This window comes from Clostridioides sp. ES-S-0048-02, assembly GCF_020658495.1.
Taxonomy (GTDB): domain Bacteria; phylum Bacillota; class Clostridia; order Peptostreptococcales; family Peptostreptococcaceae; genus Clostridioides.
Genome location: NZ_JACVWH010000001.1, coordinates 555938 through 580638 on the forward strand (window position 1 = coordinate 555938; position 24701 = coordinate 580638).

Here is a 24701-nt window from a genome sequence, read left to right on the forward strand (position 1 = left end):
TGTGGAGACTAAGAGTGAAAAGTAGAAATTCCTATCAATTCTCTCCCTTTCAGGCTGGAAGTAGAGTGAGAAATGATGAAGCCATTTGAAATTTCAGACAATCATAGAAAACCAGTTTGGTTACATCTATAGATAATTCATCTATGTATTTTAATGTAAGAATAAGCTTATAATGTTTGAGAATCTTATCTAAGCAACTTACTATAATCTGATTTTCATAATCTCGCATGATTTCAAGTTCAATGACCTTAATACAGTCAACAAAAGACTATAAAAGTTATTCAAATTTATAAAAGGATAAATAGATTTAACGGCGATTTTGAAAAAATTAAAGTCGCCGTTTTCATGTTTTGATTTATATTATACAAATATCTATATTTCAAACCTCCATCTTTAATCTCATGAGCATTTAAAAATATTGTGATATTATAGATAGCTTTTTCATTATAATATTAATCTTTTTTATTTATTTTATTTCTTCTTCTTGAGAATTCTTTAAGTGCTTCAGCTTTAATTTTATCAAGTTCTTCATCCTCCATAAAATTAGCATCGTCTTCAAATCCATCTTGTTCTTCGCCATTAAAACGATACATTTTTTTTAGTAAACTCCACAAGGTTTCTAATTCGTCTTGAGTAAACTCATGAAATACATCTGCCATAAAATTTATTCCAACTCTACTACATTTAATCATGACTTGTTTTCCTAAATCGGTAACCTTTACATTAATTGCTCTTTTATCATTTGGGCTTGGAACTACCTGAACATATTCATTTTTTTCAAGGTTAGCAACTATTCTATTTATATTTTGTTTACTTGTACCCATTTTTCGTGCAATATTATTTAATGTTGTTTCTTCTTCTGGTAAGTGAAGAATAGATAAAATAGTCATATATTGTCTTGAAGTAAGTACATCAAAATACTTATCGCCTTCTATTTGTATTTTGTTTGTAAGAGTAAAAAGAGTTGCATATGTTTGATTCATTAGAAACAATTCTTTCAATTCATTTGAATAATCCATAAAATATCTCCTTTGTATTTAGATACTATTTTGACGAAAACAGAATATCACGAATTGAATATAATGTCAATATGATGTCCAAGTATAGTTAAATGTTCTCTCTAAATAATTAATATTCAATAACTAAATTATTATATAGTTATTTAGAGCAACACTTGTATAGCAATTTATGCTAATAATTAATAAGTAAGAAACTTATATAGAACGTTTTGACTTGAAAATTGTAGTAATATAGTATATAAGTTAATATGTTGAATAAATTCAGGCTGGAGGAGTAATTATGAAGTGTACAAATTTTACTTTCAAGGGAAAAGAAGATTTAGATATATATACATATAAATGGGAAGATGAAAGTATAGAAAACCCAAAGGCAATTGTACAAATTGCCCATGGAATGGCAGAAACTGCACAACGGTATGAAGTTTTTGCTAAAGAGCTTACTAAAAATGGATATATAGTATATATAAATGACCATAGAGGACATGGAAAAACCGCAAAGACAGTAGAGAATGTTGGGCATCTAGCTGAAAAAGAAGGTTTTAGATGCCTTGTAGAAGATATGAATACTTTAACAAGTATTATAAAAAAGGAAAATAAAGATTTGCCAATTTATTTATTTGGGCATAGTATGGGGTCATTTGCGAGTCAAAGATACATAATGGATTACAGTGATAATTTATCTGGTCTTATATTATGTGGTTCAAATGGAAAACAAGGTATTATTCTAAATTTTGCTCATCTAATAATTAATCATGAGATTAAAAAGTATGGAAGAAATTCTCGAAGCAATAAAATAAATGATTTAATATTTGGTGGAGAAAGCATAAGAAGAAATAAAAATACTAAATTTGATTGGTTAAGTAGAGATAAAGAACAAGTTGAAAAATATATAAATGACCCATTTTGTGGGGTGGTATGTACTTGTGGCTTTTTTTATGATTTAGTACAAGGATTAAAAGAAATAGAGGATAAAGAAAACTTAAAAAAGATACCACTTGATATTCCTATTTATATAATATCTGGAGATAAAGACCCTATAGGTAAAAATGGTAAGGGTGTCTTAAGGCTAAGGGATAGATATATAAAATTAGGAGTAAAAGATGTAACATGTAAACTCTATAAAGATGGAAGACATGAATTATTGAATGAGATAAATAAAGAGGAAGTTTTTGAGGATGTTATTTGTTGGCTAAATGAAAAATGGGAATTTTGTAGTCAATGAAATAAGCTTTTAACTTATAATTTAACCAATAGTTAAATTATAGGTTTTTTGTTAACTTTACCTCAATTTACTAATAAATGCTTTTTTAATATACTTAAATTAAGAGATATACATTAAGGAGGTATATATGCGAATTAAAATAGGTGAAGTCATACAAACATTGAGAAAAGAAAAAAGTTTAACACAAGAACAATTAGCAAAGTTTATAGGAGTGTCAACACCAGCAGTATCTAAATGGGAAAGTGGAAACTCTTATCCAGATATAGAACTATTGCCAGTATTAGCAGATTTTTTTAATGTATCTGTTGATAAACTTTTAAACTATAAAGTAGATTTAAGTGAAGAAGAAGTAATGAAAGTCTATAAAGAACTAGAAGCAACTCTTGCTAAAGTAGAAATTGATTTATTAATAGAGGAACCATTAGAAGAATTTAAAGAAGATTTAGAATCTGTAGAAAGACTTGCTAATATGTATATGGAGAAATATCCTCAAAGTTATCTGCTAAAGTTAAAAATAAGTTCACTATACCAAATGTATTCATATAAATTTGGTAAAGATAAATTCAATAGTAAAATTAAAGAAACAACAAATATTCTTGAAGATATAGTTAGAAATACAGATGATATTCAGATTAAAGAAACAGCGCTTCTTATTTTATCAAATGCATATTATATGTTAGACGATTACGAAAAGGCAGAATTATATTTAAATATGATACATAAACCAATAGGAGACACAAGTGTTAATTTAGCTATGATATATTTAAGTCAGAATAGATTGGATGAAGCAGAAACATTACTTCAAAATAAATTATTTAGCGATGTATTTAATGCAACTCTGGATTGTAAAGGATTAATTAATGTATGTAAAAACAAATATAAAGAATTAAAGAAAGAATTAGATGATGGAAGCTATAACAAAAAAACAACAGAAAAAGAAATGGAATATATAAAAAATAAATCATTAGGATATGCAAATATATCTTTAGAAATAAAGAAAAAATTTAGTGAAAATAGAGGAGCTTTTTTTGGAATATACATGGACTACATAGAGTTATCTTTAAATTTCTTATTTTTTAATATGAAAGAAGAAGCTAAAGAAGCTTTATATGGTTTAAATGAAATATTAGAAAAATATCACCTACATGAAAGTTCAGATACAAGTCAAATGATGTTTTTTGATAAAGTAAAATCTAGAAATTCATATACTTTTAATGTATATACTAATCTACTTATCATGTTTAATGATAATAGTTTTAATGAATTAAGAGAAGAACCAATTTTTGAATCTATAATTAAAAAGGTTTCAGAATTGGAGAAAATGTTAAAAGATAAATAAATGTTTAGTGTGACGAACTGAAATTAGTAAATAAAAAGCTGGAAATCAGGATACTTAATAAAGTAAATATCTTGTTTCTAGCTTTTTATTTGCATGAAATAAGTTATCAAACATAGAGATTTAATTTGTATGAAATAAGTCATTAACCGTAGAATATAAAAAAATTATGAATAAAACAAATTTAGAAGTTACAAAAAAGTTACATAAATTTAGAAAGTTATAATATACATATATAATATAAGATTAAAACTGTAATAAATAAGTTAATTTAAAATTTGAACATGAAAGGGGAAATATTATGGAGAAAAGAGAAAAGAAAATAATAATATCATCTTTATTAAGTGTATCAATTTTAATGAGTTTAGTAAGTATATATTCTATATTAAATAAAGAAGAGATAAGTCTAACTGTTAAAGGCCAAGAACAAAAAGTGTCTTCATTTAAAAAGACAGTTGAAGAACTTTTGGATGAACAGGGAGTGAAATACAATTCTGAAGATAAAATTAATCCAAGTTTGAATACAGAATTAAAGGATAACATGAAAATCAAGGTTGTTAAAGTAACTAAAAATCAAAAAGAAGAATTTGAAAAAATACCATTTGACACAAAACATGTGAATGATAGCAATTTAGTAAAAGGAAAATCTAAAGTCTATCAGGAGGGAATAGAGGGAGAGAAAAAACTAGTCTATAATTTAACTTACCATGATGGAAAGCTAGTCAAAAAAGTCTTATCAAAAGAAGTGATTTCTAAAGAACCAACTACAAAAATTATAAAAAATGGAACTAAAGAAAAAGTATTAATTGCATCAAGAGGAGCAAATACAAGAGGAGGAAAACATATGAGAGTAGTTGCTACTGCATATGCAGGAGATACTATAACATCTACTGGTACAACACCAAGATGGGGGGTAATTGCAGTTGACCCAAATATAATACCATATGGAACAAAAGTATATATACCTAGGTTAGGTATGACATTTGTTGCAGAAGACTGTGGAGGTGCAATTAAAGGGAACAGAATAGATATATTTATGAATAGTGAAGGAAAAGCATCTAATTGGGGGAGACAGAGTCTAGATGTATATGTGTATTAATTTAGTGAATATAATAACTTTACTTAGAAGGAAAAAAAGTATAAAATATGAATTAATTAAACTGTTAGATTATTCTTAAAACAGAAAAAACATAGCTAAGGGGGGATAAGATGAAAATAGTCTGCTTAGGAGACAGTTTAACATATGGATTTGGAGTATCACGAAGTAATTCATGGACAAACATTGTGAGTCAGGAGACTGGTTTAGAAATAATAAATAAGGGTATAAATGGTGATACAACAAGTGGTATGTTAGTTAGATTTAATGAAGATGTTTTACAGAATTCTCCCGATATGGTTTTTATAATGGGTGGTACTAATGATTTTATTGCTGGAGCAGGAAATGAAGTTATTAATTCTAATATAATGGCTATGGTACATCAAGCATATGCAAAAAATATTATACCAATAATAGGTATACCACTGAGACCAGATATTCCAAATGTTAGGGAAGATTGGAGTAGCTTTACGGATTTTAATACAGTATCAAAAAAGTTAGAGTCATATAATTATTGGATAAAAAAATTTAGTGTGACATTTAATACTGATTTTGTAGATTTTTATTCTGAATATAATAAGAGTATGGAAAAAAAAGGATATAAAAAATTATATTTTGATGGATTACATCCAACTAAGGAAGGTCATAGAATAATTGCAAATATTTTTATTAAGTCAATTAATAAGTATATAGAAGAGTCATAATTATATAAAAAAGGTTTATCTATGCAATTATAATAAATGGATAAAATAGGGAGGATTTTATTATGGATTATACTAAAACTTATGAAGAATGGGTAAAGAGTTCATATTTTGATGAAGATACAAAACTAGAATTAGATAAAATAAAAGATAATGAAAAAGAGATAGAAGATAGATTTTATAAAGATTTAGAATTTGGAACGGCTGGTCTTAGAGGTGTAATTGAAGCAGGAACTAATAGAATTAACAAATATACAGTTAGAAGAGCTACTTTTGGATTGGCAAACTATATACTAGAAAATACTACAGAGGAAGAAAAAAATAGGGGCGTAGTAATAGCTCATGATAATAGACATAAATCTAGAGAATTTTGTATAGAATCTGCAAATACATTAGCAGCGTGTGGTATAAAGGCATATATATTTGATAGTTTAAGAACTACTCCAGAATTGTCCTTTGCTGTTAGAAATCTAAATGCAATAGCAGGGATAGTTATAACAGCTAGCCATAATCCACCTGAATACAATGGATACAAAGTATACTGGGAAGATGGGGCACAAGTTATGCCAGATATTGCAAATGCAATAACAGAAAAAGTAAATAGCATACATGATTATAGTATAATACCAACTTTAAATGAAGCTAATAAAAATTTAGTAGTCTTATTGGACGAAACACAGGATACTGAATTTATAGAAGCTGTAAAAAGTCAAGTTATAAGAAAAGATTTAGTAAAAAGCGTAGGTAAAAATTTTAAAATAGTTTATACACCTCTTTGTGGAACTGGCAATATTCCAATAAGAAGAGCATTAAAAGAAGTAGGATTTGAAAACATATTAGTGGTTCCAGAAGAAGAAAATCCAGACCCAAATTTTGCAGGGCTTGACTACCCAAATCCAGAAGAGAAAAAAGCTTTAAACAGAGGAATATTGCTTGCAAAAGAAAAAGGAGCAGACCTTGTAATAGCAACTGACCCAGATTGTGATAGAGTAGGTGTAGCTGTAAGAACCACTACAGGGGAATATGTATTACTTACAGGGAATCAAATTGGTGGAATGTTGACACACTATATAATAGAAGGCTTAAAAGAAAATGATCAATTAAAAGAAAATCCTACAATGATAAAAACTATAGTTACATCAGAATTTGGAGCGGATATAGCAAAAGAAAATAATGTTGATGTACTAAATGTTCTTACAGGTTTTAAATTTATTGGTGAAAAAATAAAATTATTTGAAGAAAATAAAGATAGAAATTATGTATTTGGATATGAAGAAAGTTATGGTTATTTAGTTGGAACTCATGCAAGAGATAAAGACGGTGTTGTTTCATCATTATTAATATCTGAAATGGCAGCATTTTACTATTCAAAAGGCATGAGCTTATATGAAGGCTTAATAGAACTATATAAGAAATATGGATTCTTTAAAGAGCAGACTATATCTTTAACTTTAAAAGGTATAGAAGGTGTGGAAAAAATAAAAGAGATAATATCTTATTTTAGAGAAAATCAAATTGATTGTATAAATAATATAAAGGTAATTGATAAAAAAGACTACAAAAATGGTGTAGATAATCTCCCTAAGTCTGATGTTTTAAAATATTTCTTGGAAGATGAGTCTTGGGTAGCTATAAGACCATCTGGGACAGAGCCAAAGCTGAAATTTTATATAGCTGTAAAAGGAACTAGTGATGCTGAAGCAGATGAAAAGCTTAGAGGTTTAAAAGAATATATAGATATTATGGTATCAAAATTAAAATAAAATAGACTAAATTGCTACATAAAAGAATAATAAATAAGTATTAAAGATGCAATTTTATTTGTATTTAAATAAAAGCATTATAAAAAACTGGTTGACATTTAACTGAAAGTTAGCCAGTTTTTTAATTAAAAAGTATTTTACGAAAATTATTATTTTAATTATTTGTTTTGACAGCTTTTGTTATATTTGTAATAAATGATTTATTAAATTTTATACAACAGTATATTTTCTTAGTATGTAAACTTTAAAGACATTTGTTTTGAAAATAGATTTATTTTTCATACTTACTACTAATCTATCTTAGTCTTGTATAATAATATAAAAATAAAACAATATATACTATAGGTAATAAGAGTAATACTTTTAAATCAAGGTCAAAAGTATTAGTATAAAATGTAAATATGAGTGCTAATAATACAATTATTAAGTTTGGGATTGTTTGAAAGAATGCTTGTTTTGCTCTTTTATTCATTGTATTTCCTCCTTGTAAATATTAATATTTTAAAATGTTTTTCATAAAATAATCAGTAACTTATATTTGATTTTCTTAATCAAAGTATAACAAGAGAATAAGAATAAAGAGTTACTAAAATATTACAATAAGAAATAAAGAAACAAAAAAGTTAAGTATAAATATATGGAATAAATTATAATATATATCTGTATTTAATCTACCTTAATACCTTATGAAGTTATCTATATATAGAAAAAGCACCTATAATTAAAAGGTGCTTTTCTTATTTATACAATTTATATTGTGTCTTTATCCTATTTGTTTTATTAAAGCTTTTGCAGATTTAATCTTTGATTTTTCATTAGTTTTTTCTAATAAGTCTAAAGCACAATTAGTACAAATATTTACTTCATTACAACTATCTTTTTCAGAGTAAGTTATATACTTATTCTTAGATTTGTCTATTTTGTCTCCACAATAATTACATATTATAAAGTTACTCATATTTTAAGACCTCCGTTTTATTTATTTTTGAATATAAAAATATTATTTAAATAGAATTTGCATTAACAATTAATGTAAAATTTGTATAATTCTGAAAATTAACTTGTTAAAATTATAGCAAATTTGCAACTTTACTTTTAATTATAATGTATTTTATTCAAAAGATAAACATTATAACCATAAATACTTAACTTTTATTACATATTTCTTAAATTATAAGCATAAGATTAATATTGATTTGATATAATCAATAATTGTTTAAGAAGAAAATATAATAAATTTAAAAGTTACCCTGCTAATACTAGTTTGTTTAATATTTTTATTTGTTGTTACTTTAAAAAACCTTTTTGTGTTGTCAATTCAATTAGAAAATACATCTCGAATTTTATCCTTTTAAATTAATACCACTAGAAGCTTGTATATAATCATAATTATAGTCCAATAATATATATTTAATTCAAGATTATACTTTTTATTTTCAGTGATTAAAAAATTAAAATATTGGTAGAATTATTATTTTCAGCTTTTATTTACTTTATTTTTGTTTAAATAATTATATTATGGTATGAATCTGAGTATAATTAATATTGTATAATGAAATTAATATTAGAGAAAAGGGGATATTTATGTTTGGGATAGATAAGAAATTAATTGAATATATAGTAGCAAAATCTAATTATAGTGAGTTAAGTTCAAAATCAGCAGAAGTATCTTTTTTTTTAATGTTGTCTATATTTCCTTTTTTAATATTTACAATAAGTTCTATAGCATATATACCAGTTCTTCATTTAAATAAATATATAGCCTTATTTAGAAACATGATGCCAGAGAGTGCTTTTGATGTATTATCTTCAATTATAGTTTCTGCAATAGACAATAGAAGTTTAAATTTTTTAGCTGTCAGTTTTGTACTTACGATGTGGACATCTTCAAGGGCAGTAAAAGCACTTATTAAAGGAATGAATAGAGCTTATAAAGTTAAAGAAACTAGGTCTTTTTTAAAAATCTTATCTATATCATTTTTATTTACGATTATGCTTTTGGTATTGATTTTTTTATCTATGATATTTTTGGTTTATGGAGAGAAGATAGGTTATTTTATTTTTAACTTTATAGGATTAGATGAGATATTCATAAAAATATGGGATATTCTAAGATACACTGTAGGTATTGCAACAATAATAGTAATATTTACATTTTTGTATAAGTATACACCTAATAAGAGTTTGACTATGAAAGAATCTGCTCCAGGTGCTATTTTTGCTACGTTTGCTTGGTTTGTAGTATCATTTTTCTATTCTTATTATACAAACTATTATGCTAACTATGAAGTAATCTATGGAAGCATAGCTGAAATAATTGTACTTATGACATGGATATATTTTAGTAGTTGGGTTATTGTTGTAGGTTATGAATTAAATTCAAGATTGTATTTTAGAAAGATAAGAAATGAAATGTTAAAGTAAAATATTAAAATAAAAATTGGTATTTGATATTGCAAATGTAAATTTTGTAAAAACGTTTTCTAAAAATAATTTACATTTGTTATTACATATGATAATATTGAGTTAAGATATTGGTAAGGAGATGATTCAATGTTGTCAACAGTTACATGGAGAAAAATGCTAATAAGTGCAGCAGAAATATTAAAAGAAAATAAGATATATTTATGTGAATTAGATGGTATAGTTGGAGATGGTGACCATGGAGTTACTATAGATAGAATAGCTGATTGTATGAGAAAAAGGGCTCTAGAAGAGCATGATGATGATAGTATAAAATCAATTAATGAAGATTTGAGTACTTTATGTATGAATGTAAATGGAGGGTCAGCAGGACCTTTATGGGGAACTATATTTGAGGGAATGGCTGAAGGAATAGAATATAAAAAAGAACTTAAAATAGAAGAAGTAAAAGATATGTTTATTGAAGCAAGAGAAAATTTATCTCTTATTTCTACTGCTAAAGTAGGTCAAAAAACACTAGTAGATGCATTATACCCAGCAATAGATGCTATGCATACTATTGAAAGTGACAACATAAAAGATGTTTTTAAAGTGGGTTATGAGAAAGCAGTAGAAGGCGCAGAAAGCACTAAAACTTACATAGCAAAATTTGGACGAGCAAAAAGTATAGGGGAAAGAAGTTTAGGGCATATGGACCCAGGCGCTGTTTCTATATCATTAATGTTTAAAGGTTTATATGACGCATTATAAAAGAGATTAACACAGCAATTAATCAATATAACAAATTTAATAGGGGGAATTTATCATGTCAATGAAAAAATTTATTAACCAACCAGAAGATTTAACTAGAGAAGTTTTAGAAGGTTTAGAACTTTCAAATTCGGAGTTACTAAGAGTTACAGATTCAAATTTAGTAATAAACAAAAAGTTGGAAGAAGAAGACAGAGTAACAATAGTTACTTTAGGAGGAGCAGGTCATGAACCAGCTTTGAGTGGATTTGTTGGAGATGGAATGGTTGATATAGCTGTAGTCGGAGATGTATTTGCCGCTCCAGGACCAAATTCTTGTTTAGAGGCTATAAAGATGGCAGACAAAGGGAAAGGTGTATTATTTGTAGTTCTTAATCATGCAGGAGATATGTTGACAGGAAACCTTGTTATGAAACAAGTTAAAAAAGAAGGATTAAATGTTAGAAAAGTTGTTACTCAAGAAGATATAGCAAATGCACCGAGAGAAAATAGTGATGATAGAAGAGGATTGGTTGGATGTATACCTTTATATAAAATAGCTGCAGGGGCTGCTAAAGAAGGAAAATCTTTAGATGAAGTTGCAGAAATAGCACAAAAATTTGCTGATAATATGGCAACTATAGCTGTTGCATGTAAAGGAGCAACTCATCCATCTACAGGTATGGTAATTTCTGAACTTGGAGAAAATGAGATGGAAATAGGAATGGGGCAGCATGGAGAAGGTGGAGGTGGACGTATGGAAATGAAGTCTGCTGATGAAACTGCTGAAATAATGACACAAGCTTTAATAAAGGATTTGGATATCGAAGATGGTGAAAAAGTAATGTTAGTAGTTAATGGTTCAGGAGCTACTACTTTAATGGAAATGTTAATAGTTTATAGAAAGTGCCATAGAATATTACAAGAAAAAAATATAGAAATAGTTTCAAATTGTGTTGGAGAACTTTTGACTACTCAAGAAACAGCTGGATTCCAACTATTTATAGCTAGAATGGATGATGAATTATTGAGATACTTCAATTCACCATGTAATACGCCTTACTTTAAAAAAAATTAGACTAAATTAAAGGGAGATAAAAAATGGCAGATAAAGATGGAATAATATTACCAAAAGATTATGGAATAGGGATAAAACCACCTCAACAAAGTTTTTATTTAAAAGGAATGGACAATGCAGATTGGGGAATGAAAAATAGATTATCAAAGATATTTAATCCTAAAACAGGAAAATCATTGATGTTAGCTTTTGACCATGGATATATAATGGGTCCTACTCAAGGATTAGAAAGATTAGACCTTTCAATACCTGAACTTATAGAAGATGCAGATTGTCTTATGGCTACAAGGGGAGCTTTAAGAACGTGTATAAATCCCACTCAAGATAAAGCTATAGCACTTAGATGTTCGGCTGGTAGTTCCGTACTCAGAGAGGATATGAGTAGAGAGGTTATAGGAGTTGATATAGAAGATGCTATAAGAATGAATGCATCATGCCTAGCTATACAGACATTTATGGGGGCTGAAGGTGAGTGTAAGGCTATAGAAAATTTAGTCAAAACAATAGATATGGGAAATAGATATTCAATACCAGTTTTGGGTGTCGTTGCAGTAGGTAAAGAGATGGAAAGAACTGCAAAATATTTTCTATTAGCCACTAGGATGTTAGCTGAATTTGGAGCAAGTATAGTAAAGACTTATTATTGTGAGGATTTTGAGAAAATAACATCTGCTTGTCCAGTTCCAATAGTTATAGCAGGAGGGAAAAAAGTTCCAGAAAAAGAAGCGTTAGAAATGGCTTATAGAGCTATAAATGAAGGAGCAGCAGGAGTTGATATGGGAAGAAATGTATTCCAATCAGAAAATCCAAAAGCTATGATAAAGGCAATAAAGGCTGTAGTTCATGAAAACAATACTCCAGAACAAGCATACAAGTTATTTGAAGAATTAAAAGAAGAGTATAAGTAGTATAAGTTTAATATATAGGTTTTAATATAATTGGAGGGGAATTTATGGAATTTGTACATATAGGTGTTATAACAGATAAGCCACAAGAGCATGAAGAGTTTAATGAAGAATTGAAGGTGTATATAACAGACCCAAAATACACAGATTTCAAATATGAATATTTAAGATTTGTTGAAGGAAGTCCACTTCCAGAAATAATGCAAAAAAATCCTCATGTTGCATATAAAGTAAAAAATATGGACAAATATCTGAGTGAGAATGAAGTAATTGTAGAACCTTTTAAAGTAGGAGATAACTTAAAATGTGCATTTATAATTAATGGTGGTTTTATAATTGAATTAATGCAAGAATGTTAATAATTAAGCTAAAAAGCCCAGAATTTTTCTGGGCTTTTTAAATTTTTTATACAACTTGACAAATTTTATCTAATGAGATAATTTTATCTTAGAATTAGCTTTGAAAGGATGAAAATATGACTATTGAAAACGAAATGTTGAAATTAGTAGAAGTATCAAAAATGTATTATGAAGATAATAAAACTCAAGCAGAGATTGCAAAAATTTTAGGAGTATCAAGACCATTGATAAGTAAAATGTTAAATAAAGCAAAAGAAATTGGAATAGTAAAGATAGAGATTAGGGAACTATTTTCTAGTAATGATTTGCTGATGAATCAGATGAAAGAGATATTTAACATTAGAGGTGGACTAATAGTACCAGAAGCTAAAACCGAATATATAACTCAACAAACTATACTAAGTCATGGAATAAAATATATAAAAGAAGAATTACCTAAGGTTAGTAATGTCGGTATAGGATGGGGATATACTATAGGTAATATAATAGAAGAAATACAAAAGAGTGAGGATACTTTTACTTTTAAAGGAGAAGTATATCCATTGGTTGGAATGGCTAACATACCAAATAAAGGATATCACCCTAATGAATTAATATCTGTATTTTCAAATAGTACAGGATTTAGTCCTGTATTTTTATATGCGCCTGCATTTCCAACTAGTAGTGAAGAGCGAAATATCTATTTGAAAACTGAAAATTATCAGAGTATGGAGAAAAAATGGGATAATATAGATACAATAATTTTATCTGTTGATAATTATCCTCAGGTTCCAGACCAAGCTACTGCGATTAGATTTGGAAAGAAGCTTACAAAAGAAAAAGCAATAGGTTCCTTTTTATCTTATTATTTTAATAAAGATGGAGAAATAATTAAAAGTGATAGTGATTATGTCATACAAATACCTCTTGAAAAATTAAAAAAGGCAAAAAAAGTAATAGCTATATGTTCAGATTCTAGTATAGATTCAATAACAGGTGCACTGAAGACTGGATACATAACACATGTCATTACCGATGAAAAAAAAGCGACACAAATAATTATAAACAAATAATAAATTACATAAAATTAAATTTATTTGAAAATATTTGTTATGAAATATGTTATAATTAATAGAAAAATGTCATATAATTACTTAAGAAGTATTATTATAAATAACATTGAGAGGTCGTGGTTAGGATATGGATATCCATAATAAATATGTGAATTTTATAAAAAATATACCTGTGCCTTTTTTATACTGTAAGATTATAAGAGAACATGAAGATATAGAATATAGAGTGGAATATATAAGTAAAGGTATGAGTCAAGTATTGAAACTAGAAGAGGGAATTTGTGATAAAGATATATTAGATGTATTACCTATATTTAGAGCAAAAAAATATTCTAAAGAGTTGTTCTCAGATAATATAGATTGTATAAAAAGATATATTCCAGCACTTAAAAATTGGATAAACATAAGAAAACAAATAGTTGGAGATTCGTACGTAGTTTTGTATTTTAGTAAAATAGTATTCGATTATAGACAGATAATCGATTCATTTGATAAAAAAGAAAAATTAGCTTATGTTAAAGATGAAGAAGGAATATATATAGATTGTAGTGAAAATTTAATATCAATATTAAATAACAAAATTAAAACTACAAAAGATATATTTGGAAAAAACGATATAGAAGTATGGGGAGAACGAACTGGAAAATTATTTAGAGATGACTATTTAGAAGGAATATCTAGTAAAAAAAGATTTTTACAAAAACTATTTGAATACGAAGAAACATTTTTTATGGTTGAAAAATATTTCTTATATGATGAAAGTGAACTTTTAGGTACTATAGGAATAATAGATAATATAATATACAGTGGATATAATAATAAAAACTATGATTCAAAAAACTTAATGAAGATGATTGAACATTCAATACCAGAGAATATGTTTTATAAAGATGTATATGGAAATTATATTGGATTTAATTCAGGATTTTTGAATCTAGCATGTATGAATAAAGAAGAATTACTAGGTAAGAATAGTCATAAATTATCAACAGAAGAATCTCTTATAGACAAGATATGTAAAAGTGATAAGGATGTAGTTGAAAATAAAAAGATTGTTACATTTGAATCAAATATGACTATACATAACGAAAATAAATGTATTGAGATTACAAAAAGACCATATTTTGATAGTTATGGTAGTGTCATTGGAATAATTGGTACAGCAAGAGATATAAGTAGAAGAAAAAAACTAGAAGAAGAGATGGATAAAAATAGAATGGAGTTTTTTGCAAATCTATCTCATGAACTTAGAACTCCTATAAATTTAATATCATCTTCATTACAAGTAATAGAAAAGAAAGAGGCAGACTTAATAGAATCAAATGATACTCTAAAAAGAAATCTAGGTATAGTAAAACAAAATGGAAATAGAATATTGAGATTAGTAAATAATGTTATAGATTTTACAAAAATGCAGTCGGGATATTTGGATTTTAAGCCAAAAGAGTCTGATATAATATCATTTGTGGAAGAGATATGTATGTCTGTAGCTGATTTTGCAAGTCAAAATAATATACAACTTACATTTGATACAGAAATAGAGGAATTTTCAATGTTATTTGATTCAGAAAAATTGGAAAGAATAATATTGAATTTACTTTCTAATGGAATTAAGTACAACAAAGAAAATGGGAAAATAAATATATTTTTATATGTGAAAGATAATATGTTTGAAATGAAAATATCTGATAGTGGTATAGGTATACCAAAAGAAAAAATAGATAAAATATTTAATAGGTTTGAACAAATTGACAATGAACTTTCTTATAGAGTTAAAGGCAGTGGAATTGGGCTTTCATTAGTGAAATCTTTAGTTGAATTGCATGATGGTAGTATATCTTTAAAAAGTCAACTTGGTGTTGGAAGTGAATTTGTTGTCTCGTTGCCAGTTAGAAGCAATAATAGTGAAAAATGCAATTATAAAAGAGAGCTCAGTAGTGAGCTAAGTAAAAAATTAGAAATAGAATTTTCGGATTTATAGATTAAGTATAAAAAATAAAATTAAAAAAACTATTGACAATTTATTTGTAAGGGTTTAAAATAAATTACAATATAATAAATAAAAAAGCGATGAATAGGAAGAGTAAATCTAATTCGATTATCAGAGAGAAAAGTCCATTGGCTGAAAGACTTTTTAAATTAGAGAGATTGAAAACTACCTAGGAGCTACTTTCTGAAGTTATCTATATTAATAGATTTTAGTAAGAATAGTCGTTAACTACGTTAAAGTTTAAAGTGGGTTTTCATAAAAAATGAAAACTAAATTAGGTGGAACCGCGGGAATTATACTCTCGTCCTTATGTTATAAGGATGGGAGTTTTTTGTTATTTAAAATATTATTTGAAAGTATAAAAAGGAATTATAAAAAATTATAAAAGCGATGAATAGGAAGAGTAAATCTAATTCGATTATCAGAGAGAAAAGTCCATTGGCTGAAAGACTTTTTAAATTAGAGGGATTGAAAACTACCTAGGAGCTGTTATCTGAAGTTACTCTAAAAAGAGTTTTAGTAAGATTAACCGTTAACTGCGTTAAAGTACAAAGTGGATTTTGTCAATAATTGACAAAAATCAAATTGGGTGGAACCGCGAGTATAGACTCGTCCCTTTATATAGGGATGGGTCTATTTTTATTACAATAAAAGATTGAAAATTAAAAAAAATCGGAAAATTATAAATTTAGGAGGAAAATAAAATGCAAAATAAAGTGAAAATTGGAGTACTAGGATATGGAACTGTAGGAAGTGGACTTATAGATATAATAGATAATAATAAAGAGAAAAGAAATATAGAAATAGTTGGAATATTAGTTAATAATTTAGAAAAGCATAAAGAAAAAAAATACTCTGATATAATAACTAATAATATAGATGACATATTTGAGAAAGATATAGATATATTAGTTGAAGTTATGGGTGGTTTAGAACCAACACTATCTTATATAAAAAAAGCATTAAATAATAAAATTCATGTTGTTACAGCAAATAAAGATTTACTAGCTGAATGTGGAGATGAACTTGCAAAATTAGCTAGTGAAAATAAAGTAAGTATTAAATTTGAAGCTTCAGTTGCTGGAGGGATACCAGTATTAAAGCCAATAATAGAATCATTAGAAGGAAATAATATAGACAGCATAAATGCTATTTTAAATGGAACTACTAACTTTATATTATCTAAAATGTATGATGAGGATTTGTCTTATGACATGGCATTAAAACAAGCTCAAGAATTAGGTTTTGCTGAAGCAAACCCAGAGTCAGATGTATTAGGATATGATGCTGCTAGAAAGCTATCAATATTGTCAACTCTAGCTTATGATAATAGAGTATACTGGAAAGATGTATATCTAGAAGGAATTACAGATATAGATGAAAAAGACATAGAATATGCTAAAAAACTAAATTGTAAAATAAAATTAATTGGGCAAAGTAAATATGAAAATGATAAAGTAAGTGCATTTGTTAGACCTGTTTTAGTGGAAAAAGATAACATACTTGCTAGAATAGACAATGAGTTTAATGCTGTCATAGTAAATGGAGATTCAGTAGGAGAAGTTTCTTTTGTAGGTAAGGGAGCTGGAAGTCTAGCAACAGGAAGTGCAGTTTACTCAGATGTTATTGATATAATAGATAACAGAGTTTCTAGTATAGATTCTTTTACTAAAGATAGAATACAAGTAAATAAAATAGTTAGAGAAAAATGTGGAGCACTTCTTAGATTTAAAAAATGTAATAAAGATGAAATATTGAATATAGTTGGAAATTGCTTAGTAAACTATGATATTTTAAATGATGATGATGAGCTTGCTATTATGGTTTATGCTGACTCTGAGTATGAAATAAATAACAGTTTATGTCTAATAAAAGACAAAGGATATTGTGAAAAAATGAATAAAATGTTGAAAATAAGCTAAAAAGAAAAGAATATAGGTTTCTATGTAACATATTTTGGAAATTTTAATACTATATAGTATGAGATGAAACAAAACATCTCATAAAAAATTAAAATTAAAAGGAGATATGCTATATGGGAAATAATAAATGTTCAGGAGATTGGTATAGAAGAAGTTATTCTACATCAAGATGGTTCCAAGATGATAATAATTCATGGGATAGAGACAGAGATAGAGACAGAGATAGAGATTGTGACAGAGATAGAGATAGAGATTGTGACAGAGACAGAGATAGAAATTGTGATAGATTTAGAAGAGAAGCAGAAAAAAGAGAAAGAGAAGCAAGAGAAGCATTCTGTGAAGCTGAAGAAAGAGGAAGAGAAGCAAGAAAATTTGAAAATGAAGCTAGAAAAATGTGGGAAAAAGCAGAAAAATCTTGGAATGAACACTCAGCTTATAATTATCAAGGTATAGAATCTCTAGAAGAGTCTAGAAGATTCTTTGACGAAGGTATGGAATGTGAAGCTAGAAGAAATGGAAACAACCATAATAACCATGATTGTGATAGATGTAGATGTCATAAGTGTAATTGTGACAGATGCAAATGTGACAAATGCAACAAATGCAAATGTGATAGATGTAATTGCAATTGCTGTAGAAGATAAAAAATTTCATTGACAAATTAATAGTTAAAATATATCATATTATGTATAATAAAGAGAAAATTCAGAAAGATTAACTGAAATATAGTATAGTTATTAGACAAATAGTGCTCAGTCAGTGAGGTGAGTACAATATGATTAAACTCCTATCCTCTAGTTATTGATAGAGGGTGGGAGTTTTTATTTATTGCTAGAATGATAACATTATAAAACTAGGAGGGAAAAGATGAAGATTATAAAAAAATCAAATATAAAAGAAAAGGTAGATGAAAAAATACTAAGAGAACAAGTAAGTTCTATAATAGAAGATATAAGAAATAATAAAGGGACTGCGTTGAAAAAATATAATGAAATGTTTGATAAAAACACAAGAGATGAATTCAGAGTTACTGAAGAAGAAATAAAAGAAGCCTATAAACATGTAGATGAGGAGTTTATAAACAATTTGAAAATTGCTGCTAAAAATATAAGCGAATTTGCAAAAGCCCAAAAGGCTAGTTTCGAAAATTCTTTTGAAAAGGAAATCTATCCAGGCGTTATTTTAGGTCAAACTAATATTCCTATAGAGTCATGCCTTGCATATGTTCCAGGTGGACAATATCCTTTATTTTCAACAGCTCTTATGCTTATAATACCTGCAAAAATTGCAGGAGTAAAAAGAATAGTGGCATGTTCACCAACTATGAAAAACACTAAAAATATAAATCCTAAAACATTAGTAGCTATGGATATAGCAGGAGCTGATGAAATATATGCAACTGGAGGAGTTCAAGCTATAGCAGCATTTACATATGGTACAGAAAAGGTTAAACCTGTTGATATAATTGTAGGACCAGGAAATAAGTTTGTAACAGAAGCTAAAAGACAATGTTATGGGCAAGTCGGAATTGATTTTGTAGCTGGTCCAAGTGAAGTTCTTATAATAGCTGATGAAACTTCAAATCCAGTCTATATTGCAGCTGACTTGTTGGCACAATGTGAGCATGATTTAAACGCAAGAGGTATATTATTAACTGATAGTTTAGAAATAGCACAAGAGGTTGAAAAAAATATGAAAATCATGTTAGAAAATTTACCAACAAAAGATATTGCATATAATTCATGGAAAAATAATGGTGAAATAATACTGGTTGATGATATAGATGAAGCAGTAAAAATAAGTAATTTTTATGCACCAGAACACTTAGAAATAGCAGTAAATAAATATGAAGAAATTTGTGATAAACTAACTAACTATGGCTCATTGTTTATTGGAAACTTATCTGCTGAGGTATTTGGTGATTATGTTTCAGGTACAAATCATACACTACCAACATTAAAAGCATCAAGATATACTGGTGGTGTTTGGGTTGGTACTTTTATAAAAACTTGTACAAAGCAAATATTAAATGAAAAAGCTATAGAAGTATTAGCTCCTGTTGCAGAGAAGCTAGCAAAAGAAGAGGGATTATATGCACATGCAAAGGCAGCAGAAGTTAGATTTAAGAAGTAGATAAAGAGAGTTTTAATTGTTATAAAAATATATACTGCAGTAAAAAATAAAATTTTAGAAACAATTATTTATATTATAGTTGAGAATTTAAAAGAAATAAATTTAGAAATAACCTATTTTAAATTTATTTCTTTTTTATTGGAATAATATTGACAAATTTAACCTGTAACTATTATACTAAACTTAATAAATAAAGTTTATAAAGTAAGGTGTTGTTTATGAAAAATATAGTTGGAAAGCCACAAACGATAAAAAAAGTAAATGAAGACTTAATAAAAAATATTATAAAAAATGATGGACCTATAACAAAGCCAGAAATTTCAAGCATTACTGAATTGAGTTTAGCAACAGTTAATAAAATTGTAGAACAATTAGCTTTGAAAAATGAAGTGAAAGTAAGTGGATTAAATGAATCTACTGGAGGAAGAAGAGCTCAACTATTTGAAATAAATGCAGACTTAGAACATATAATAGCCTTGTATTATTATAGAAACAGCTGTATAGGAGTAGTTGCAAATTTATTAGGTGAAATAACTTATCAAGAAGAGTTCAATATAAGAATGGATACATATGAAAACGTTAACCAGGATACTTTTTTTGTTATAGATACTTTGATTGAAAAAGTAAGGGGAAACAATATAAGAGCGATTGGAATTGGTGTTCCAGGAGTTGTAAAAAAAGGTGTAGTCAAAAACATTCCAACAATAAAAAGTTGGGAAGGTATAGATTTAGAAAATTTAATAAAGAGTAAATATAACACTAAAGTATTTATAGAAAATGATACAAATATTACCACTATTGGAATTTATCAAAAACAGTACAAAGACGAATATAAAAATATGGCACTTATGTATTTAGATGATGGTATTGGCTCAGGTATAGTTATAAATGGTGAATTATATCTAGGTTCTACAAATTTTGCTGGCGAACTAAGCTATCTAAATATAGAGTTTAGCAAGTATAACTATGATAACTTAAATATTGAAGATTACATTATGAGTTTAAGAAAAAGATATTTAAAGAGCAAAGATAATAAATTTAAGAAAGAAATTTTATCTATAATATCAAATTTTGTAAGGACTCTTGTTTGTGTTTTAAATCCAGAAGCTATGATTATACAATGCAATATATTAACTAAAAGTGACATGGAATTTATAGAAGAAGATGTAAATAAAAGTGTTGGAGGAGAAAATTTCCCTAGACTAATAAAAGTGGAGTCATTGAGAGAGGGAAGTATAAATGGGGTAATTAGTATGTGTTTAAAAGAAACTGACTACCAATATTCCCTATCTAATAAAAAAGGAGGATATTAATGTGAAATATTTGATTTCAATAGATGGAGGGGGAACAAAAACAAAATTTTGTGTAAGTGATTTAGATGGAAATATACTTAAAGAACATACTACTGGTTCAACTAATTATAAGTCAGTTGGAGTTCAAAAAACATATGAAAATATTAATAATGGATTTGAGAAAATATTAAAAGATTTATATATTGACTATAACGATATTGAGTACACTGTATTTGGTATATCTGGATGTGATTCTCCAAATGATTATAATATTATAATGGATGAAATATTAAAAGTTGGGTTTAACAAAGAAAAAATATATTTAGTAAATGATGCAGTTTTAGCCTTTTATGCGCAAACTGATGCTCCTGGCTTAGTAATTGTAGCTGGTACAGGTTCAATTGTATTAGGAATTAGGGAAGATGGAGACATATATAGAGTTGGTGGATGGGGATATAATTTTAGCGATTTGGGTTCTGGATATGATATAGGAAGAAAAGTACTAAAGAAAGTTTTACTTTATTGTGATGAGTGCCATGAATATAGTGATTTATTTGATTGTGTTTTAGATTTCTTTAATGCAGATAGCTTTAAGAAACTTACATATATGATTACTGAAATAAATAACAATGTTGAAATAGCAAACTTAGCTTCATTAGTGATTGATTGTGCTGAACGAGGTGATAAATTAGCTATTGAAATACTGAGAGAGTCATCGATTGAACTGTCCAAATTAGCTCAAGTAATATTAAGTAAAATATCTAATTCAATGAAAAATAATAAAAGTGAAATAGATATAGTTTTATCTGGTGGTACATTAAACAAAACTATATATGCTCAAATGTTAATGGACAACTTAAGGGAAGAAAATACAGATAAAAAGTTAAAATTTATACTTCAAGAAAATCAGCCAGTATATGGAGGTATAAGACTTGCTATGGCGTTAGCTAATAGGAGGGTCAAACATGAATAGGAAAAAAATAGTTGTACAAATCTTTACAGGTGGATTCAAAAATAAAGAAATAAAATTTAATGATATAAAATGTAAGCTATTAGAATTAATGGAATGTATTGATGTAGAAAAGGTCATTATGGGTTGGAGTGTAGACAAAGAACTATATGTAAAGACTAAAAAACTATTAAAAAAATATAATGTTGAATTATATCTTTGGTTCCCATGCTTTTCGGAAGTAGGATTACTTGAAAAAAGTAATCTATTAGTTGATTATACTGGAAAAGAAATTAAAGGATATGCATTACAAGAAGATGAAAACTTTGAATTTTATTGTCCAAATAATAAGGGAAATATAGAAAACATAAAGAAAATATATAGTACTTATTTTAGTGAAATTGAGTTTGATGGAATTTTTTTAGATAAGATAAGGTATGGCTCTTTTTCTAATAAATTAAATGGTGTTTTTAATTGTTTTTGTAAAGATTGTTTAGATATATATGAAAAAAATAATATTGATAAAAGGTCATTAATGATAGAAATGGATAATGTATCTAATGAAGTTATAGTTAGTGAAGATACTCCATTTGGTATAACAGAATACATTAATGGAAAATACAAATTTAAAAATAAAATATGGGAAGATTTTTTTGAAATGAAAAGTCAAAATATATATAACGCACTAGTGGATATAAGTAGTTATTTTAAAAGTAAAGGATTGAAAATAGGGATAGACACTTTTTCCCCTTTTATCTCTTACTTTGTAGGTCAAGATTTAGAAAAATTACAAGAAGTAGCAGATTTTATAAAACCAATGATGTATAGAATTACTAAAGCTCCAGCAGGTTTGCCATTTGAATTTGAAAGATTAATTGATGAATCAGTACATGAAAATAAAGAGATTGCAAAAAGAAATTTATTAGATATTTTAGGAATTAGAGAGTATGAAGGAGATATATATCCTATAAAATTTGTGCTAGAGGAAATCGATTTTATAACAAAAAATCTTGTCAAAGATATATATGTAGGTATTGAAATAAATAAAAAAGAAATTATAGCTCCTGTTACACCTAAATATATAAGTGAAAATATTTCAAACATAAATAAGACAACAGTAAAAGGGTATGTACTATCTTGGGATTTGTTATCAGCACCAAAAGAAAATATTGATGAAGTTATAAATTGGTTTAGGAATTAGTGAGGTGATATAGTGAGTAAGATACTAAAAATGCAACAAATATACAAAAGTTTTGGAAAGGTAGACGTTTTAAATGGTATAGATTTTGAACTAGAAAAAGGAGAAGTAAGAGCCCTTTTAGGAGCTAATGGAGCAGGAAAATCTACACTTATTAAGATTCTAGGAGGAGTCCATTCTCAAACTAAAGGTAAAGTGATTTTAGCTGGCAATGAAATAATGTTTAAAAACCCACATCATTCTAAAGAAAATGGTATTAGTATAATTTATCAAGAATTAAGTTTAATACCAACTCTTACAGTTATTGAAAATATTTTTTTAGGTAGAGAGACTTTAAAAGGAATTGTGTTTTTAAATAAGAAAGATATGCTAGAAGAATACATGAAAATTTGTGAAGATTTTGACTTTAATATAGACCCACATGTAGTAGTGTCTAATTTGAGTGTAGCAAATCAACAAATGGTTGAGATAATGAAAGCAGTTTCATGTAATTCTGAAATCATCATAATGGATGAACCTACAACATCACTTACTAATAATGAAAAAGAAGGATTATTTAAAATAATAAACAGATTGAAATCTAAAGGTAAGACTATAGTTTACATTTCTCATATACTAGAGGAAGTTTTTAAAATATGTGATAGTGCAAGTATAATGAAAAATGGAACTATGATTGGAACTTATGATGTAAAAGATTTAACTAAATTAAAAATAACTCAACTTATGACAGGAAATGATAATCACAAACTTATTGAGAAGAAGGATTATACATTTGCAAAATATGAAGAAGCTCCTGTATTAGATGTTAAGAATGTAAGTTGGTCTAATAAAATAAAAAATGTTTCATTTAAAGTTTATAGAGGTGAAGTTGTAGGTCTTGCAGGTCTTGTGGGTTCAAGAAGAACTGAAATTATAAATTTAATATTTGGGATAGATAATAAAGATAGTGGAGATATATTTATTAATGGTAAAAATGTAGATATAACTTCTCCTAAAGTTGCTATAAAAAATAAAATAGGGTTAATCCCTGAAGATAGAAAAAATCTTGGGCTAATTTTGGAACAAGCTATATATACTAATTCGGCATCAGTACAAATTGATAAATTTAAGAAATTCTTGTTTATAGATAAAAATAGAGAAATTGAGTTTTCTAAAAAGGGTGTCAAGGAACTAGGAATAAAAGTTAGTGATGTAAAACAAGAAGTAAAAGAACTTAGTGGTGGAAATCAACAAAAAGTAGTAGTCTCTAAATGGTTAGACAAAGACTTAGATTTAATAATATATGACGAACCAACAAAGGGAATAGATATTGCTGCAAAAGAAGATATTTTTAATACAATAAAAGAATTTTCAAGTAAAGGGATAGGAGTAATCTTTATATCTTCTGATTTGGAAGAAGTAATAAGAGTAAGTGATAGAATTTTAGTGACAAGAGAAGGTTCTATTGTGGATGATTTAAAAAATGAGAATATAAAAGTTCAAGATATAATGAACAGTATATTTAATGTATAAAAGAAATGAAAATGGAGGACT

At 27.1% G+C, this 24701-nt stretch carries 22 protein-coding genes and 2 other annotated features; of the genes, 19 read left to right on the forward strand and 3 right to left on the reverse strand.

All coding sequences use genetic code 11. The features are described 5' to 3' along the window. Positions 1–452: 452 nt before the first annotated feature. The gene (locus IC173_RS02635) at positions 453–1019 is read right to left on the reverse strand and encodes a MarR family transcriptional regulator (protein ID WP_227855115.1); all 567 of its coding nucleotides are present in this window, start codon (positions 1017–1019) and stop codon (positions 453–455) included. A 280-nt stretch (positions 1020–1299) separates the two neighbouring features. Here IC173_RS02635 and IC173_RS02640 point away from each other — a divergent pair, with 280 nt between their 5' ends. From IC173_RS02640 to IC173_RS02660, 5 genes are all read left to right on the forward strand, one after another. Beyond that, positions 1300–2241: an alpha/beta hydrolase gene (locus IC173_RS02640; RefSeq protein WP_227432979.1), complete on the forward strand. Its 942-nt coding sequence runs from the start codon at positions 1300–1302 to the stop codon at positions 2239–2241. A gap of 127 nt (positions 2242–2368) precedes the next feature. Beyond that, positions 2369–3580, forward strand: coding sequence for a helix-turn-helix domain-containing protein (locus IC173_RS02645; protein WP_227482364.1), 1212 nt, complete (start codon positions 2369–2371; stop codon positions 3578–3580). Between the two features lie 298 nt (positions 3581–3878). After that, complete coding sequence (locus IC173_RS02650) at positions 3879–4676, forward strand: 3D domain-containing protein (protein ID WP_227482365.1); 798 nt, start codon at positions 3879–3881, stop codon at positions 4674–4676. A gap of 110 nt (positions 4677–4786) precedes the next feature. Beyond that, positions 4787–5377: an SGNH/GDSL hydrolase family protein gene (locus IC173_RS02655; protein WP_227482366.1), complete on the forward strand. Its 591-nt coding sequence runs from the start codon at positions 4787–4789 to the stop codon at positions 5375–5377. Between the two features lie 62 nt (positions 5378–5439). Next, positions 5440–7137 (forward strand): phospho-sugar mutase, encoded by a 1698-nt coding sequence (locus IC173_RS02660; RefSeq protein WP_227482367.1) that lies wholly within the window; start codon positions 5440–5442, stop codon positions 7135–7137. 295 nt (positions 7138–7432) lie between these two features. Here the strand turns inward: IC173_RS02660 and IC173_RS02665 are convergent, their stop codons facing one another. Continuing rightward, positions 7433–7609: a hypothetical protein gene (locus tag IC173_RS02665; RefSeq protein WP_227482368.1), complete on the reverse strand. Its 177-nt coding sequence runs from the start codon at positions 7607–7609 to the stop codon at positions 7433–7435. Positions 7610–7900: 291 nt separating this feature from the next. Further along, positions 7901–8095: a DNA-directed RNA polymerase gene (locus tag IC173_RS02670; RefSeq protein WP_227432990.1), complete on the reverse strand. Its 195-nt coding sequence runs from the start codon at positions 8093–8095 to the stop codon at positions 7901–7903. Positions 8096–8721: 626 nt separating this feature from the next. Here IC173_RS02670 and IC173_RS02675 point away from each other — a divergent pair. From IC173_RS02675 to IC173_RS02740, 14 genes are all read left to right on the forward strand, one after another. Further along, on the forward strand, positions 8722–9561 hold the full coding sequence (locus IC173_RS02675) for a YihY/virulence factor BrkB family protein (protein ID WP_227432991.1): 840 nt from the start codon (positions 8722–8724) through the stop codon (positions 9559–9561). Positions 9562–9690: 129 nt separating this feature from the next. Next, complete coding sequence (locus IC173_RS02680) at positions 9691–10311, forward strand: dihydroxyacetone kinase subunit L (RefSeq protein ID WP_227432993.1); 621 nt, start codon at positions 9691–9693, stop codon at positions 10309–10311. Between the two features lie 55 nt (positions 10312–10366). Continuing rightward, complete coding sequence (locus tag IC173_RS02685; RefSeq protein ID WP_227482369.1) at positions 10367–11368, forward strand: dihydroxyacetone kinase subunit DhaK; 1002 nt, start codon at positions 10367–10369, stop codon at positions 11366–11368. Positions 11369–11391: 23 nt separating this feature from the next. Then, entirely contained in the window at positions 11392–12276 is an 885-nt protein-coding gene (gene lsrF / locus IC173_RS02690; RefSeq protein ID WP_227482370.1) for a 3-hydroxy-5-phosphonooxypentane-2,4-dione thiolase, read from the forward strand. 44 nt (positions 12277–12320) lie between these two features. Further along, positions 12321–12632, forward strand: a complete 312-nt coding sequence (locus IC173_RS02695) for a hypothetical protein (RefSeq protein WP_227432999.1) — start codon at positions 12321–12323, stop codon at positions 12630–12632. Positions 12633–12748: 116 nt separating this feature from the next. Then, a complete protein-coding gene (locus IC173_RS02700; protein WP_227433000.1) occupies positions 12749–13684 on the forward strand; it encodes a sugar-binding transcriptional regulator in 936 nt (311 codons plus the stop codon). Between the two features lie 148 nt (positions 13685–13832). Beyond that, positions 13833–15665: an ATP-binding protein gene (locus IC173_RS02705; protein ID WP_227855116.1), complete on the forward strand. Its 1833-nt coding sequence runs from the start codon at positions 13833–13835 to the stop codon at positions 15663–15665. Between the two features lie 80 nt (positions 15666–15745). Then, positions 15746–15986, forward strand: a binding site (T-box leader). Positions 15987–16055: 69 nt separating this feature from the next. Beyond that, positions 16056–16294 (forward strand) — a binding site (T-box leader). Positions 16295–16378: 84 nt separating this feature from the next. Further along, positions 16379–17596 (forward strand): homoserine dehydrogenase, encoded by a 1218-nt coding sequence (locus tag IC173_RS02710; protein ID WP_227855117.1) that lies wholly within the window; start codon positions 16379–16381, stop codon positions 17594–17596. Between the two features lie 113 nt (positions 17597–17709). Beyond that, a complete protein-coding gene (locus IC173_RS02715; RefSeq protein ID WP_227855118.1) occupies positions 17710–18240 on the forward strand; it encodes a hypothetical protein in 531 nt (176 codons plus the stop codon). A gap of 223 nt (positions 18241–18463) precedes the next feature. Further along, positions 18464–19729, forward strand: coding sequence for a histidinol dehydrogenase (hisD, locus tag IC173_RS02720; protein ID WP_227855119.1), 1266 nt, complete (start codon positions 18464–18466; stop codon positions 19727–19729). 218 nt (positions 19730–19947) lie between these two features. Then, positions 19948–21042, forward strand: a complete 1095-nt coding sequence (locus IC173_RS02725) for an ROK family protein (RefSeq protein ID WP_227433006.1) — start codon at positions 19948–19950, stop codon at positions 21040–21042. Position 21043: 1 nt separating this feature from the next. Next, positions 21044–21994: a BadF/BadG/BcrA/BcrD ATPase family protein gene (locus IC173_RS02730; RefSeq protein ID WP_227855120.1), complete on the forward strand. Its 951-nt coding sequence runs from the start codon at positions 21044–21046 to the stop codon at positions 21992–21994. Continuing rightward, positions 21987–23171: a hypothetical protein gene (locus IC173_RS02735; RefSeq protein ID WP_227855121.1), complete on the forward strand. Its 1185-nt coding sequence runs from the start codon at positions 21987–21989 to the stop codon at positions 23169–23171. The genes IC173_RS02730 and IC173_RS02735 overlap by 8 nt, the downstream gene beginning before the upstream one ends. Before the next feature lie 12 nt (positions 23172–23183). Then, positions 23184–24680, forward strand: a complete 1497-nt coding sequence (locus tag IC173_RS02740; RefSeq protein WP_227482377.1) for a sugar ABC transporter ATP-binding protein — start codon at positions 23184–23186, stop codon at positions 24678–24680. Positions 24681–24701 lie beyond the last annotated feature (21 nt).

Bases quoted from the DNA above. Each gene is read 5' to 3' on its own strand.
- IC173_RS02660 (WP_227482367.1), top strand. From the start codon at position 5,440: ATGGATTATACTAAAACTTATGAAGAATGGGTAAAGAGTTCATATTTT.
- IC173_RS02725 (WP_227433006.1), top strand. From the start codon at position 19,948: ATGAAAAATATAGTTGGAAAGCCACAAACGATAAAAAAAGTAAATGAA.
- IC173_RS02665 (WP_227482368.1), bottom strand. From the start codon at position 7,609: ATGAATAAAAGAGCAAAACAAGCATTCTTTCAAACAATCCCAAACTTA.
- IC173_RS02645 (WP_227482364.1), top strand. From the start codon at position 2,369: ATGCGAATTAAAATAGGTGAAGTCATACAAACATTGAGAAAAGAAAAA.
- IC173_RS02680 (WP_227432993.1), top strand. From the start codon at position 9,691: ATGTTGTCAACAGTTACATGGAGAAAAATGCTAATAAGTGCAGCAGAA.
- hisD (WP_227855119.1), top strand. From the start codon at position 18,464: ATGAAGATTATAAAAAAATCAAATATAAAAGAAAAGGTAGATGAAAAA.
- IC173_RS02715 (WP_227855118.1), top strand. From the start codon at position 17,710: ATGGGAAATAATAAATGTTCAGGAGATTGGTATAGAAGAAGTTATTCT.
- IC173_RS02685 (WP_227482369.1), top strand. From the start codon at position 10,367: ATGTCAATGAAAAAATTTATTAACCAACCAGAAGATTTAACTAGAGAA.
- IC173_RS02670 (WP_227432990.1), bottom strand. From the start codon at position 8,095: ATGAGTAACTTTATAATATGTAATTATTGTGGAGACAAAATAGACAAA.
- IC173_RS02640 (WP_227432979.1), top strand. From the start codon at position 1,300: ATGAAGTGTACAAATTTTACTTTCAAGGGAAAAGAAGATTTAGATATA.
- IC173_RS02710 (WP_227855117.1), top strand. From the start codon at position 16,379: ATGCAAAATAAAGTGAAAATTGGAGTACTAGGATATGGAACTGTAGGA.
- IC173_RS02675 (WP_227432991.1), top strand. From the start codon at position 8,722: ATGTTTGGGATAGATAAGAAATTAATTGAATATATAGTAGCAAAATCT.
- IC173_RS02635 (WP_227855115.1), bottom strand. From the start codon at position 1,019: ATGGATTATTCAAATGAATTGAAAGAATTGTTTCTAATGAATCAAACA.
- IC173_RS02735 (WP_227855121.1), top strand. From the start codon at position 21,987: ATGAATAGGAAAAAAATAGTTGTACAAATCTTTACAGGTGGATTCAAA.
- IC173_RS02650 (WP_227482365.1), top strand. From the start codon at position 3,879: ATGGAGAAAAGAGAAAAGAAAATAATAATATCATCTTTATTAAGTGTA.
- IC173_RS02695 (WP_227432999.1), top strand. From the start codon at position 12,321: ATGGAATTTGTACATATAGGTGTTATAACAGATAAGCCACAAGAGCAT.
- lsrF (WP_227482370.1), top strand. From the start codon at position 11,392: ATGGCAGATAAAGATGGAATAATATTACCAAAAGATTATGGAATAGGG.
- IC173_RS02655 (WP_227482366.1), top strand. From the start codon at position 4,787: ATGAAAATAGTCTGCTTAGGAGACAGTTTAACATATGGATTTGGAGTA.
- IC173_RS02700 (WP_227433000.1), top strand. From the start codon at position 12,749: ATGACTATTGAAAACGAAATGTTGAAATTAGTAGAAGTATCAAAAATG.